We start from the raw sequence: 14,050 nt of genomic DNA on the forward strand, positions 1-14,050 counted from the left end.
CTGATCAGGCGGCCTTTTTCGTTGTATATAATTTACCACCACAACATGGCGCGGGCACGCCCGTCGTCCCGGGAAAACTTAGCGGCAAGCCATGCAGGTGACGCACGGCAAGATAGCCGAAACATTCTGCCTCGACCGCATCCCCGTCCCAGTCCAGTTCATCAACCGAACGCACCGGAACCCCAAGACGGCTTGCCAGCGTTTCCATGACATAATGATTGTGTCGCCCGCCACCGCAGACAAACCAGCTTTTGGGTGCAACCGGCAGATGGTTCACCCCGGCAACAATGGCGGCGACCGTGCAATTGGCAAGGGTTGCCGCCCCATCTGAAACACCAAGCTTTGCCTCGGTCACCAGACTATCAATCCGGGCAGCCATATCTTCGCGATCGAGTGATTTCGGCGGGACACGATCAAAATACGGGTCTTCAAGGAATTTGACCTCGACCATCAGGTCCCCCTTACCTGACGCCGCCGTTGCACCGTTCAGATCTACCGGATTGCCGGTATGGCGCAACATCCAGTCATCAAGACGTGCATTGCCCGGCCCGCAATCGAAGGCAAGGATATCATCGCCCTCGCCGATCCATGTGACGTTCGAGACGCCACCGATATTAAGCACAGCAACAGGCACTTCCACTCCTGCACTTTTCATCAGGGCTGCGTGGTAAACCGGAGCCAGCGGTGCGCCCTCGCCGCCTGCGGCAACATCAGCAAGACGAAAATCTGCGACCACCGGAATACCGGTTTTATCAGCCAGCATATCTGGCGTGCCAATCTGACGGGTCAGGCCCGACGCCGGTTCGTGAAACACGGTCTGGCCATGAAAACCGATCACCCCGATATCACCCGGCGTCATGCTGGTTTTCTCCAGCAGCATGTTAACAGCATCAACATGAACCTGCGTCAGATCATCGGCGACCACATGTTCGGAGTTGGTCGCACTGCGGTTGCCAAAACAGGCCCGCATTCTTTCGCGTAATTCCGGCGCATAAGGCACAAAAACAGACTGATCCAGACGCCTAACCTCGACACCATCGGTTTCAATCAGCGCCGCGTCCACGCCATCAAGCGAGGTGCCGCTCATCATTCCAATTGCCGTGATCCAGCCCGGTGTCCTGCCCTGTGTCATATCTTGCTCCGCCTGATCTTTTTGTGGTTGCAAAAGCAGGTTAGATCGAAATTCTGGCGAAATCGTTACCCTGATTGCATATCTGTTCGCCGATGCGTTGCCCAGCGCATGTTTTCTGTGCTAGATCATCGCCTCCGCACATTATGCGGCCCGAATTTTCTATCACAACCAACATAGCGCAAAAACCATGACTGAACTGAAGTCTGATTTTCTCCGCGTCATGAATGACCGCGGTTACATCCACCAATGCACTGATCTTGAAGGCCTTGATGCCTATGCATCGGAAAATACGGTGGTGTGCTATGTCGGTTATGACTGCACCGCAGACAGCCTGCATGTCGGATCGCTTGTCTCGATCATGATGCTGCGCTGGTTGCAGAAAACCGGTCACAAGCCGATTGTTCTGATGGGTGCCGGTACGACGCGCGTTGGCGATCCGACCGGTCGTGATGATGCCCGCCCGGTTCTGACCGATGAAGTCATTGCAGCCAACATGGCCGGTATCAAAAAGGTCTTCCAGCAGTTCCTGACTTTTGGCGACGGCCCGACCGATGCAGTTATGGTCAACAATGCCGACTGGCTCGACAAGCTGAACTATATCGAATTCCTGCGTGATTTCGGTCGCCATTTCTCGGTCAACCGTATGCTGAGCTTTGACTCGGTCAAGCTGCGTCTGGAACGTGAACAGTCGCTGAGCTTCCTTGAATTCAACTATATGATCCTGCAGGCCTATGACTTTGTTGAACTGAATCGCAATTACGGCTGCATGTTGCAGATGGGCGGTTCGGATCAGTGGGGCAATATCGTTAATGGTGTTGAGCTTGGCCGTCGCGTTGACGAGAAATCACTGTTTGGCCTGACCACACCGCTCATGACCACCGCGTCAGGTGCCAAGATGGGCAAAACCGCCGCCGGGGCGGTATGGCTGAACGAGGAACGCCTGTCGTCCTATGACTATTACCAGTTCTGGCGCAACACCGAAGACGCCGACGTTATCAAGTTCATGCGCCTGTTTACCGAAATGTCGCTTGAGCAGATTGACGCGTTCGCCAAGCTTGAAGGGTCGCAGATCAACGAAGCCAAAAAGGTTCTGGCATTCGAAGCCGTCAAGCTGTGTCGTGGCGAAGAAGCGGCCCTTGCCGCAGCCGAAACGGCGCGCAAGACCTTTGAAGAAGGTGTTCTGGCCGATGACCTTCCGACCGTTGAAGTCGCAAGGGCCGAACTTGATGCCGGTATCCCGGCCTTCGATCTTTTCCGCCGTGCAGAGCTGGCCAATACGGGTGGCGAAGCCCGTCGCCTGATTAAAGGTGGCGGCGCAAAAATCAATGACGAGAAAGTCAGTGATGAAAACGCCAATATCACATCAGACGCCCTGAACGCCGATGGCGTCATCAAGGTTTCCGCAGGCAAAAAGCGCCACGTACTGATCAAACCGGTCTGATCAGGTCGCCCCCTATCAAATACAAAAGCCCCGCAGCTCAGGCTGCGGGGCTTTTTGTTTGTCGATAACAGGCATGACTAGCCGGGTTCGGCCCCGGTGATCAGATTGCGAAACACGCCGGGCACAAAGGTCGAAAGCGGATTGACCGTGACGTCCGGTTCGCCCAGATCACCCTCAATCGTGTAGGTCGGGGCAAAGATACCGCCACCTTCCTCACCAACCAGAAGATCACCAAGGATCGGGATCACCCCAAGTGCCGAGTTGATCGCATAGATCGGCACAATAGACCCGGCAAGACGGATTTCCGATTTTGCCAGATCAATTGATCCGTTTGCTGTTACGCCAACCGCCGTTCCATTTGCGGCGACCTTGGCCAAGGTCAAAACGTCATTCACATAGGTGAAATCACCATTAAGTTCGGCAAAGGCGATACCATTGCCTTGCAGCACGTCGTTCAGGCCCGATAGCGATGCTGCGCCAAGAACACGGGCGGCAATCGGGGCATTAACAACCCGGAATTCGGTGATATTGACCTTTCCGGCAAAGGGTTGTGCAACGTCGCTTTCATCGACCGTGCCTTCGATCGACATGTTGCCGCCCAGAAGGTTGTCATACATATCAAGCGCGCGCAGGAACTTGCCTGCATCTTCGGCGGTCAGCATGACTTTGCGGGTCGCGAAATCTTCGCGGCTGACTTGTGCGAAAACGGTCGCGCGATCCGCCAGCGACCCGTTTAACACCAGACGATCCCATTCCTGCCCGACTACATGGATCGATCCTTTGACGTCACTGAACAGCTCGCCATTGGCCATAACCAACTGTTCGATATTCAGGAAGATTGCAGTTGAACCGCCCTCGCGGCTGGCGCGCTGACCGATACCGCCACTATTGGGGGCCGCACTTTCCCCGGATTTGGGACTGTCGGTCTCATCATTGACAATCCAGGGCGTTGCAATCAGCTGACGTGCAGAAATTTCGATTTCGCGGCTGTCATTCGCCTGATTGAATGTGACTTTGCCGTCATTAAGAAGCGGGTCGGCCCCCTTAAGCAAGAAACTGTCCCCTGTCAGGGTGACAATAACATTGCGCAGATCAGCCTTGTCATCTCCAGTCACCTCAGCAGGTTCGGATGATGTGTCCTTTTCAACGAAGGGACGCAGATCAAACTGCGCGCCACGAAGATCAACCGTCAGCTTGTCATCATTGGCAAGGCGGATAGAGCCTTCGAGCCCGGTATTTTCGCGAAAACGTGTATCTTCGATCTCGAACGCCCATTGATCGGCAATCGGATTATCGCCGCGCCAGTTCCCGCGCCCGGAAGCCTCAAGTGCCGGCGCCGTAATCGCAAAGGATTTCAGTTGCCCGCCCCCCTCATAGAGGACTGCAGCATCGAACTTTGCGTTTGCCTCTGCCCCGGCCTGTTTGACATAGGCGAGTTCCTCAAGCGGGAGCGAAATCGCGACATCCTTAAGGCCGACATCGCCTTTAAGCTCTACCTGGTCGGGCAAGACCCTGATATCAAGCTTGCCCTTGCCCATTCCGGAAAGATATGGCGACACATCAAGTTCGACATCGGGTAGAACGGCCAGGTCCAGGTCACCCGAAAGGGTGTAATGGCTTCTGACCCTGGCCGCGGTATCGAAACTTTCGACCCAGTTGATTGCCGTCTTGCCCTTACCAACGGATGCCGTACCGTTCAGTTCAAGCCCCTTGGTGTTGACCTGCAATTCGAAGCTGCCGTTTTTGACATCCAGCTCGCGGAATGCATTGGTGATACTGGCCTTCTCGATCCGCGATGCTGCGGCGACCTCGACATCATCGAAAGTCACAGCGCGAAGCAACGGGAAATGCAAACGAACACGGGTTGCCTGTTCCCCTTCAATCTGCGCGGGATCAATACCAAGACGGGTGGCAAATCCAAGCGGCTGTGCCTCGATCAGTTCAAGTGCCTTGCGCGCACTGCCATTGGCAACAACCTCGATATCGGCCGAGGGAACCGGTTCATCAAGCTTGGTAAACAGGATACTGGCATCGGTCACGGTCAAGCCATCCGCCTGTCCGCGATTAGCATAAATCCTGAAGCTGGTTTCATCGAATTCGGCATGGCCGGCTGCATCAAGCACCTCGGGCATGTCACCAAGATAATGCACTGTCACACCCGACATGGTCATTTGACCACCCAACGCGTCAAGAACCACCTCGCCTGCTTCATCCTGATGAAGTTCGGTATGCATGGTTGCCTGATGGACGATGCCTTCGGACAGGTTCGTGACAACCCATGTCCGCGCATCGATGCCGACATTTTCCGGCCACAGGCGATCAAGATCATTGGTGGCCACATCGGTCGCCCGCGCGTCAAGACTGACCCGCCATTGCCCGAACGGATCAAGAACCACCCCGGTAACTGTCGCGGTTGCGTCGCCGACATTCAGGGTCACGTCATCAACACTGAAGCGGCCCGGCACAAAGCTTGTCACAATGCGCCCGTCGGTCACGCGATAGGTTGCACGCATCTCGTCCGGGAAGGAAATCACACCGCTCCCGACCACAAGATCGGTTGCCGCAGAGACCAGTGTACCATCGACATCGTACCGGGCCTTGATCGCACCCGACACCGGCACATAGGCATCGCGCAGTGGCTCAAAGATATCGGAGATACTGACCAGATCTGAAAGTTCGACCTCGCCCAATCGCGCTTCAAGATCGATTTCACCTGTCCTGGTGCTGTAATCGCCGGTGATATTGACACGCGTTGACAGGGCACCTGCACTGACCTGCAAGGATGCCTCGGCACCAATGCCAAGCGGCTTGCGCGACAACAGAATATCAGCCTGTGGTGCGGCCCAGACAACGCCAAGCTGTTCGTCGCGCACCTGCAAGTCGGCATTCACGATGCCAAAGCTTTCAAAATAGGCTGCCGCCGGAAAGTCCGTCCGTTCGCCCGACAGGATTGAGACAACATCGCGCAGCATTTCGCTACCGGATCGTTCAATCGGCTCGCCTGCCTGTTCCAGCCCAGTCTTTCCGTCAGACCCCGTTGTTGCTACCGGGGTGTTTTGCTCAATTGGCGCAGATGGCTGGGCATTCTGACCAGCTGGCAGATCAATGATTACGGATGTGCCGCGTCCGGACTCATAGGTTTGGTCAGGCGGATTACCTGAGTTGTCATCTGATACGGCCTCGCCGGACGCAACATTATCCGTCACATAACCGATATCGATCTGACCATCGGCGCGACGTTCAAGGCGAATACGTGCCCCGATCAGGTTCATTTCGCGCAGGGCAAGGACACCTTCAAACAAGGCCTTGCTGGAAAACACCACGTCGGCTTCGGGGATGTGCAGCAATTCACGGTCATCACCACCGATGATGACAACATCTCGAAGCCCGACATCAAACTTTTCCGCCCAGCCGCGCCAACGCAGAACAACGTCACCGACCGCAAGCCGGTTGTCGCCCATCGACTTGTTCAAATGATCAACGATATAGGGAGTGATGCGGTGCAGGGACACAGGTTCCTGTGACAGTCGCCAGATGGTGACTGCTGCAAATACGCCAACAAACAGGACGACCGCCGATAAGGTCAGCGCCAGCCATCCAGCGAAGATTTTAACAAGGCGCACTCTTATTTATCCTGTCTTCCCGATAACATATGCAGCAATAGCAACAATCAGCGCAGTCTGGTATTCATATCGACCATATGAACAGCACATACTTGGTCAAAAGTACCAGACGCTTACCGATCTAATCTCTTTTTGTCCGATCACAGAAAAGCTAAATATAGATCGTCACCCTTTTGAGCGGGGCTTCGAAGTTCTTGCCGGAAGTATGCGATCACGCACAGTTCTGTGCATAGCCCGTTTCGTTACCGTTTCGCAATACAAGGAACGCAAAAAGTGTCTCTTTCCTGGATTTCACAGGACCTGCCCCAACCCTTTGATGCCGAACGTGTTCGCAATGCGTTTGAACGCTGGAACATATTAGGAGAACGTCCGGCATTCGAAAATCTTGCATCAAAAATTGGCGACATTGCGTCCGATCCCCAAAGCAGGACCGTTCTCGCGGCACTTTTTGGCAACAGCCCCTATCTGACCAATCTGTGTTTGCGCGATCCCGATATTGTCTGTGATGTCTTTGATAACGGGCTTGATCATGCCTTTGGTGTGGCACTTGATCCGGTCCGGGTCAGTGCAGAAGCGCGCAACATCGATCAGGCAACAACCATGACCATCGTGCGCAAGGCCAAACGCCGTGCAGCACTGGTCATTGCGATTGCCGATATCTGCAAGGCATGGCCACTGGCCAAGATAACCGCTGCGATCAGTGAAACCGCCGAATGCACCCTTGATTTCACCATGGCCCATTGCCTGTCAGCCATGGCGCGTCAGCGCAAATACGACCTGCCCAACCCGGAAAATCCGCTGGACGGGTCGGGTATCTTTGCGATTGGCATGGGAAAGCTTGGTGCTTGCGAGCTGAACTACTCGTCCGATATCGATCTGATCTTCCTGTATGATCAGGATGTTGTGACCTATCTTGATCCGGATCGCCTGCAACAGGATCTTGTCCGAATGGTCCGTGACATCACGCGCGTCATGGAAGAACGCACAGGCGACGGCTATGTCTTTCGAACCGACTTGCGTTTGCGCCCCGACCCTGCCTCAACCCCGCCGATCCTGTCGATGATTGCAGCGGAAACCTATTATGAGACGGTCGGGCAGAACTGGGAACGTGCGGCCATGATCAAGGCCCGGATCGTCGGAGGCGATCGCCCGGCCGGCAATGCATTTCTGGAAATTCTGCGTCCGTTTGTCTGGCGCAAGCATCTTGATTTTCTGGCCATTCAGGACATTCATTCGATCAAGCGCCAGATCAATGCCCATAAGGGCGGCAGCAAGATCAATGTGCCGGGCCATAACATCAAGCTCGGTCGCGGCGGTATCCGCGAAATCGAATTCTTTGCCCAGACCCAGCAATTGATATGGGGGGGACGTGAAGTTGCCCTGCGTGGCAAGGCAACCTGCGACACCTTGCATACGCTGACCAAATTCGGGCAGGTTTCAGAAAAAGTCCGCGACGAAATGCTTGCCGCCTATGCGTTTCTGCGCACGGTCGAGCATCGTCTGCAAATGATCAATGATCAGCAGACCCAGACATTACCGGAAACCGACGAGGGATTGCTCGCCCTTGCCACCTTCCTTGGCTATGCGACCCTTGATGATTTCAGGGCCGATTTGCTGCTTCATCTGCGCAATGTCGAAAACAATTATGCCGAACTGTTTGAAGACGACACACCGCTAACCGGTGACAGCAAGACGGGCAACCTTGTCTTTACCGGCACCGAAGATGATCCCGATACCCTTTCGAACCTGCGCGAGATGGGGTTTGAGAATGCCGAAAATGTATCGGTGACAGTACGCGGATGGCATCACGGGCGGTATCGTGCGACCCGGTCACGCCGTGCGCGTGAAATCCTGACCGAACTGATGCCGACATTGCTTGGTGCGCTTTCCAAAACCACCAACCCCGATATGGCATTCCGTGCCTTCGACGAATTCCTCAAAGGCCTGCCTGCCGGAGTTCAGTTGTTCTCGCTGTTTACAGCCCATCCCGAATTGCTGGAATTGCTGGCACAGATTGCCGGAACAGCACCACGCATGGCGAAATATATCGGACGCAACGCATCGGTTCTTGATTTCGTTCTGATGTCAGGCTTCCACGAACAGCTTCCCGATGCCGAAACCATGCTTGCCGATCTTGACGCCCGCCTGTCGCGCGAAGACATGGTCGAAGACTGGCTCGATGCCGCACGGCGCTGGGCCAATGATCAGAAATTCCAGATCGATGTTCAGACCATCCAGAATCGCCAGACCCCGCATGAAGCAGGCCGGGCCCTTGCCGATGTGGCCGATGTGGCGATCCGCGCCCTGTTCCCGCGCATTGCCGATGATTTTGCCGCCAAGCATGGCACGTTCACAGATGGTGGACTGGCCGTGTTTGCCCTTGGCAAACACGGCGGTCAGGAACTGTCGCCGGGGTCGGACCTTGATATGGTCTTTATCTATGATGTTCCCGAAGAGGCTGAAGAATCAGATGGCGAAAGGCCACTTTCGCCCGGTCATTATTTCATCCGGCTCAGCCAGCGCTATATCAACGCCCTTTCCGCCCCGACGGCCGAGGGGGTTCTGTTTGAAACAGACCTGCGCCTGCGGCCAAGCGGATCTAAAGGCCCGCTTGCAACCCATTTCAAAAGTTTCGAGACCTATCAGAATAATGAAGCCTGGACCTGGGAGCATATGGCACTGACCCGTCTGCGCGCGGTCTTTGGTCCGCAATCGCTGTGCGACAAGGTTCTTGCGACAACCAATGCCGTCCTGCGCAAACCACGCGACCCCGACCAACTGGTCCGCGAAGTATTTGACATGCGAAACCGCATGGATGCCGGCAAGGGTGACAATCACCCCTGGGCCATCAAGATGCGCCGTGGCGGACTGGTCGATCTGGAATTCATTGCGCAATATTTGCAGCTGCGTCACGCGCATGAACATCCCGAAATCCTGTCACCGACCACGCGTGAAGTATTCAAACGCCTTGGCACTGCGGGCATTCTTGATGCAGAGGAGGCAGAATTTCTTGCCAATGCCGGGGCGTTCTGGCTGGCCCTTCAGGCGATGTTGCGCCTGACGACCGAGGGACCGTTTGATCCCGAACGGGCAAGCACCGATTTGCAGCAGATGTTGGCCCGGGCCGGAAAATGTGACGATTTCGCCAGCCTGAAGGAAAAGATCGAAGCCACCGCCACCCGGATCAAGGCAATCTATGACCGCATCATTGCAGAACCGGCTGAAAAGGTCGCCCCGCCAGCCGAAGCATAAAACCCGAACGGACAACACAGCGAATAAGTGTTCGTGCCAATGATCCACGTGATCTTGCCATCCTTATAAAGGATTGTATTTTCAGCGCGGATACGGATCGCACGACAAACCGAACAGATAAAGGATGGAACATGACCCTCAATGTAGGTGACAAGGCCCCTGATTTCGAACTGCCGACCGATGGTGACAACAGTGTCAAATTGTCTGATCTGGCAGGAAAACCGGTGGTGATCTATTTCTATCCCAAGGACATGACCCCGGGCTGCACCACTGAATCCTGCGAGTTTCGTGACGCCGAACCTGATTTCAGCGCCGTCAACGCCCAGATCATCGGCATTTCCAAAGACAGCGTCAGTCGCCACGACAAATTCAAAGCCAAGCACGACCTGAATTTCATTCTGGCATCCGACGAGAACGGCACTGTCTGCGAGGAGTTCGGTGTCTGGCAGGAAAAAAGCATGTATGGCAAGAAATTCATGGGGATCGAACGGTCGACCTTTGTCATTGATGGCGATGGCGTGATCCGCAATGCATGGCGCAAGGTCAAGGTCAAAGGCCATGTCGCCGAAGTTCTTGAAGCAGTACGCGCGCTTTGAGCGCCGCAGAGAACTGATTTTTCAGAACATATGCCAGGCCCGGCAAGTATTTGCCGGGCCTTTGTTTTTGGCATTTTCTGACTTCAAAATTTCATACCGATGCGCATTGAACAACGCATTGAATTTGTTGCCTTGGGTTACATGTCAGGATAACAATTTACATATGGGAGTATGGGTGAAGAGGCTTTTCACCTGTTAAGACAAAACAAACCGGCACGCCGGCAAAGCAGGTATTGCAATGAACAAGAATGTTGTTGATCTCGACGATCAGATGCTTGCGGACTTTCGCGATGAAGCAAATGACATCATCAATTCGATTGATGTCCATCTGCAAAATGCCCGAGGCAAAAGCGACCCCGCCCATCTGACCGCCATCCAGCGCGAAGTTTTCAATCTGCGTTACAAAGGCAAGTCGGTTGCAGCGCCGCTGATCAATCTGACCAGCCATCGTCTGGCAGATTACGTCACCACCTGCAAGGAACTGAACGAAGGTTCCATTGATGATATTCAGGCCTTTGTCGACAAAATCCAGACCCTGCTTGAAGGCGACATGACGGCGGGTGGTACGGATACCGCCGAATTTGTGCGTGAATTGCCTTCAAAGCGTGCACCTGACATCGATCCCAACTGGTTGAAACAGGCCAATGTCGAAGCATTGCTGGTCATTCCGCAGCGCTCCATGGCAACGATCCTTGAACGTGAACTGGCGGCTTGCGGATATCGCAGCTCGGTTACGCAAACGTCGTTCGAAGCGATTGAACTTGCCGTTCGCACCCGTCCGGATTTCATCATTGTTGCCAAAACCATTGATGAGCTCAGCGGTGTTGATCTGGCCAATGCATTGCAAGCGATGCCCAAAACGCGTGCAATTCCGACCGCTGTTCTGACATCGGATGCCCCCAACCACCCGTCTCTTCAGGATTTGCCATGCCGCACGGCAATCATCCGCAAAGGCAATGCGTTTGGCGAAGATCTGGCCGAGGCACTGGCGCGATTTAACATCACCTGATGAAGCGTCCGGAACGCCGAACATCTCCGGGCATATTCAAATCCCAAAGGGCGATCAGGCATGTTATGGCGGATCGCCCTTTTCCTTGCCCATTGACCGGGTGCCCGGCAAATGGCAGACACAGGCACCAGACATCTTCACAACCACCCGGACAATCATGACCAAGCTCACCCTCGCCGAAGCCGCCAAACGGGCGCTTTTGACCGAAGACGCCACCGAGAAAGCCGATATCACGGCCGAACTCGCCGCAATGTGGCGCAATGGCGAGATTACCGAAATCGGATCAACCGATCTTCCTGATCGTCCCGGACGTCCGGCAAAGCCGGAATTGCTGGCCCCCAACAAAATGCCCAAGCGTAAAAAGGGCAGCGTTCAGGGCCGCATCGGGCTTTTGCATGCGTTGGCCCATATCGAGCTTAATGCGATTGATCTGGCGTGGGATTTGTGTGTGCGCTTCCCCGAAGCAGACATGCCGCGCGATTTCCATGATGCCTGGGTTCAGGTTGCCGATGACGAGGCGCGCCATTTCAAGATGATCAACAAGCGCCTTGGTGAAATGGGTGCGGCCTATGGTGATCTGCCTGCCCATGACGGCCTTTGGCAGACGTCAATGGATACGGCCTATGACATCCTGCCGCGCCTTGCCGTCGTACCGATGGTGTTTGAGGCCCGCGGCCTTGATGCCACGCCGCCGACCATCGAACGACTTCTGGCCCATGGCGATACGGAAAGTGCGCGCATCCTTAAAATCATTGCCCATGATGAAATCGCCCATGTGGCAGCGGGCCGCAAATATTATGAATATGTCTGCGATCAGCGGGACCTGCCCTATTACACCACCTGGCATGACATGCTGCGCAAACATTTCCGCGGGCCCCTAAAACCGCCCTTCAATGACGAAGCCCGGTATGAAGCAGGCATGCCGCCTGATTACTATCAGGATTATGTTCTGGAACTTCCCGGAGAAGCCGACGACCTCTGAGTCGTTCAGGGTTGGTACGCTGATTCAGATTTAGCGAATTTGACCCACCGCAATGCGTGCATAAGAAAACAGGTTTATTCCTTTTGCGAGAATGAGACAGCCGCGACAAGGCGGCTATTTTTGCATTCCGTCAGGAGGCACGATCATGCCACGCACTATGAAGGCCGCCGTCGTTCGCGAGTTTGGCAAACCGCTTTCCATCGAAGAAGTCACTGTTCCCGAAGTTTCACCGGGCAAGATACTTGTAAAGATCGAGGCATCCGGTGTCTGCCACACCGATCTTCATGCCGCCGAGGGGGACTGGCCGGTCAAACCAAACCCGCCTTTCATTCCGGGCCATGAAGGTGTCGGCATTGTTGCCAAGGTTGGCGAAGGTGTCACATCCGTCAAGGAAGGCGACCGGGTTGGCGTGCCCTGGCTGCATTCGGCCTGCGGGCATTGTCATCACTGCATTACCGGCTGGGAAACGCTTTGCGGTGAACAGCTCAACACTGGCTACTCCGTTAATGGCGGCTTTGCCGAATATGTTCTGGCTGACCCGAACTATATCGGGCATCTGCCACCCGCCCTTGAATTTGGCAATGCAGCCCCTGTGCTATGTGCCGGGGTAACGGTCTATAAGGGGCTTAAGGAAACCGAATGCAAGCCGGGCGAAACGGTTGTGATTTCGGGCATTGGTGGTCTGGGCCATATGGCCGTGCAATATGCCAAGGCCATGGGCATGAAGGTGATTGCGGTCGATATCGGCGAGGACAAACTGAAACTTGCCCGTGATCTTGGCGCGGACTGGACACTGAACGCTGCCGAAACCGATGTCATATCCGAAGTGCAAAAGCAGATGGGCGGCGCCAATGGCGTGCTTGTCACGGCGGTATCGCGCGCGGCCTTCAAACAGGGCGTTGGCATGCTGGGCCGTGGCGGGACCATGGCGCTGGTCGGTTTGCCACCGGGAACGTTCGAGCTTGATATCTTTGATACGGTTCTGTCGCGCAAAACCATTCGCGGTTCCATCGTCGGCACCCGTGCCGATCTCCAAGAAGCCCTTGAATTCGCAGGCGATGGCAAGGTGCATTCACACTTCACCACCGAACCGATGGAAAACATCAATTCGATCTTTGATCGCATGCGCGACGGCAAGATCGATGGCCGCATCGTGATGTCGATCTGATTTTCGCTTTGCATGATTTGCATATTGTTCCCTGTGTCCGAGGCCTGTTTCAAATGTGCCTTCAGACACAGGGAATTTTTTCTTGGCGCTAAAGATCATCTGTGCTGTGAGGATCTTCGGCGTAATAGCGCACTGGCACCTCATTCCCGACAATGGTGTGAACCCGGTCGATCCAGCGCCTAATCGCTGCGTACGGTGCCATATCAATATCTGCCTCGTGGGCCAGGTGGACATATGCATAAACGGCGATATCAGCGATGGTATAGCGATCACCAACAAGGAAGCTTTTATCAGTGAGGTACCGATCCAGATTTCCCAGAACCCCGATGGCGCCAAGCCGTCGCTTTTCAAGTTGATGCTGATTGCGCGCGTTCTTTCCGGTCAAGTTCCAGTAGCGCAGGGTTGCGATTGTTGATTGCACGTAATCGGCTTCGAAAAATAGCCACTGGTGGACCTTGGCACGTTCATAGCGATCATCTGGAAAATAGGCACTGCCCTCGGCCAGATAAATCATGATCGCGTTGGATTCAGCAATACAGCGCCCGTCCTCAAGTTCCAGCACCGGCACAGCGCCCGCCGGGTTGCGTTCAATGAACGCATCGGTGTGGCTTTGCCCTTCAAAAATAGACAGCCATTCCGCATCATATGCAATTGACAAATGCGCGCATAGTTGCCGAACTTTCCAGGCATTTTGCGATCCGGGATAATCATAGAGCTTCATGGTACTTGCTTTCAAAAAGGCAACGAAATGGCGTTCTGACCAAGACGCTGGTCAGTTGGCAGTCTCCGGTTTTGCGTGAATTTTCGTTGGGGTAGCCCACGCGCGCAGGGCTTATGGGCCGTAGCT

9 protein-coding genes are annotated in these 14,050 nt (G+C 54.8%); 6 read left to right on the top strand and 3 right to left on the bottom strand.

The features are described 5' to 3' along the window. Window positions 1-4: 4 nt before the first annotated feature. Entirely contained in the window at window positions 5-1,132 is a 1,128-nt protein-coding gene (locus tag TH30_RS11715; RefSeq protein ID WP_114098287.1) for an anhydro-N-acetylmuramic acid kinase, read from the bottom strand. Window positions 1,133-1,319: 187 nt separating this feature from the next. On the opposite strand from TH30_RS11715, the gene tyrS reads away from it, so the two are divergent. Further along, the gene (tyrS, locus tag TH30_RS11720) at window positions 1,320-2,573 is read left to right on the top strand and encodes a tyrosine--tRNA ligase (RefSeq protein WP_114098288.1); all 1,254 of its coding nucleotides are present in this window, start codon (window positions 1,320-1,322) and stop codon (window positions 2,571-2,573) included. Window positions 2,574-2,650: 77 nt separating this feature from the next. On the opposite strand, the gene TH30_RS11725 is transcribed toward tyrS, so the two are convergent. Continuing rightward, on the bottom strand, window positions 2,651-6,196 hold the full coding sequence (locus TH30_RS11725; protein WP_114098289.1) for a YhdP family protein: 3,546 nt from the start codon (window positions 6,194-6,196) through the stop codon (window positions 2,651-2,653). 273 nt (window positions 6,197-6,469) lie between these two features. On the opposite strand from TH30_RS11725, the gene TH30_RS11730 reads away from it, so the two are divergent. The 5 genes from TH30_RS11730 to adhP all read left to right on the top strand — a co-directional run bounded on the left by TH30_RS11730 (window position 6,470) and on the right by adhP (window position 13,203). Continuing rightward, the gene (locus TH30_RS11730) at window positions 6,470-9,448 is read left to right on the top strand and encodes a bifunctional [glutamine synthetase] adenylyltransferase/[glutamine synthetase]-adenylyl-L-tyrosine phosphorylase (RefSeq protein WP_114098290.1); all 2,979 of its coding nucleotides are present in this window, start codon (window positions 6,470-6,472) and stop codon (window positions 9,446-9,448) included. A gap of 131 nt (window positions 9,449-9,579) precedes the next feature. After that, entirely contained in the window at window positions 9,580-10,044 is a 465-nt protein-coding gene (bcp, locus tag TH30_RS11735) for a thioredoxin-dependent thiol peroxidase (protein ID WP_114098291.1), read from the top strand. 238 nt (window positions 10,045-10,282) lie between these two features. After that, a complete protein-coding gene (locus tag TH30_RS11740; protein WP_114098292.1) occupies window positions 10,283-11,053 on the top strand; it encodes a response regulator in 771 nt (256 codons plus the stop codon). Window positions 11,054-11,210: 157 nt separating this feature from the next. Further along, a complete protein-coding gene (locus TH30_RS11745; RefSeq protein ID WP_114098293.1) occupies window positions 11,211-12,035 on the top strand; it encodes a ferritin-like domain-containing protein in 825 nt (274 codons plus the stop codon). 145 nt (window positions 12,036-12,180) lie between these two features. Further along, window positions 12,181-13,203: an alcohol dehydrogenase AdhP gene (gene adhP / locus TH30_RS11750; RefSeq protein ID WP_114098294.1), complete on the top strand. Its 1,023-nt coding sequence runs from the start codon at window positions 12,181-12,183 to the stop codon at window positions 13,201-13,203. An 88-nt stretch (window positions 13,204-13,291) separates the two neighbouring features. On the opposite strand, the gene TH30_RS11755 is transcribed toward adhP, so the two are convergent. Continuing rightward, window positions 13,292-13,924 carry a glutathione S-transferase family protein gene (locus TH30_RS11755; protein WP_114098295.1) on the bottom strand — a complete coding sequence of 211 codons (633 nt, stop codon included), beginning with the start codon at window positions 13,922-13,924 and terminating at the stop codon, window positions 13,292-13,294. Window positions 13,925-14,050 lie beyond the last annotated feature (126 nt).

The sequence above is a fragment of the Thalassospira profundimaris genome, assembly GCF_003326795.1.
Classification (GTDB): domain Bacteria; phylum Pseudomonadota; class Alphaproteobacteria; order Rhodospirillales; family Thalassospiraceae; genus Thalassospira; species Thalassospira profundimaris_C.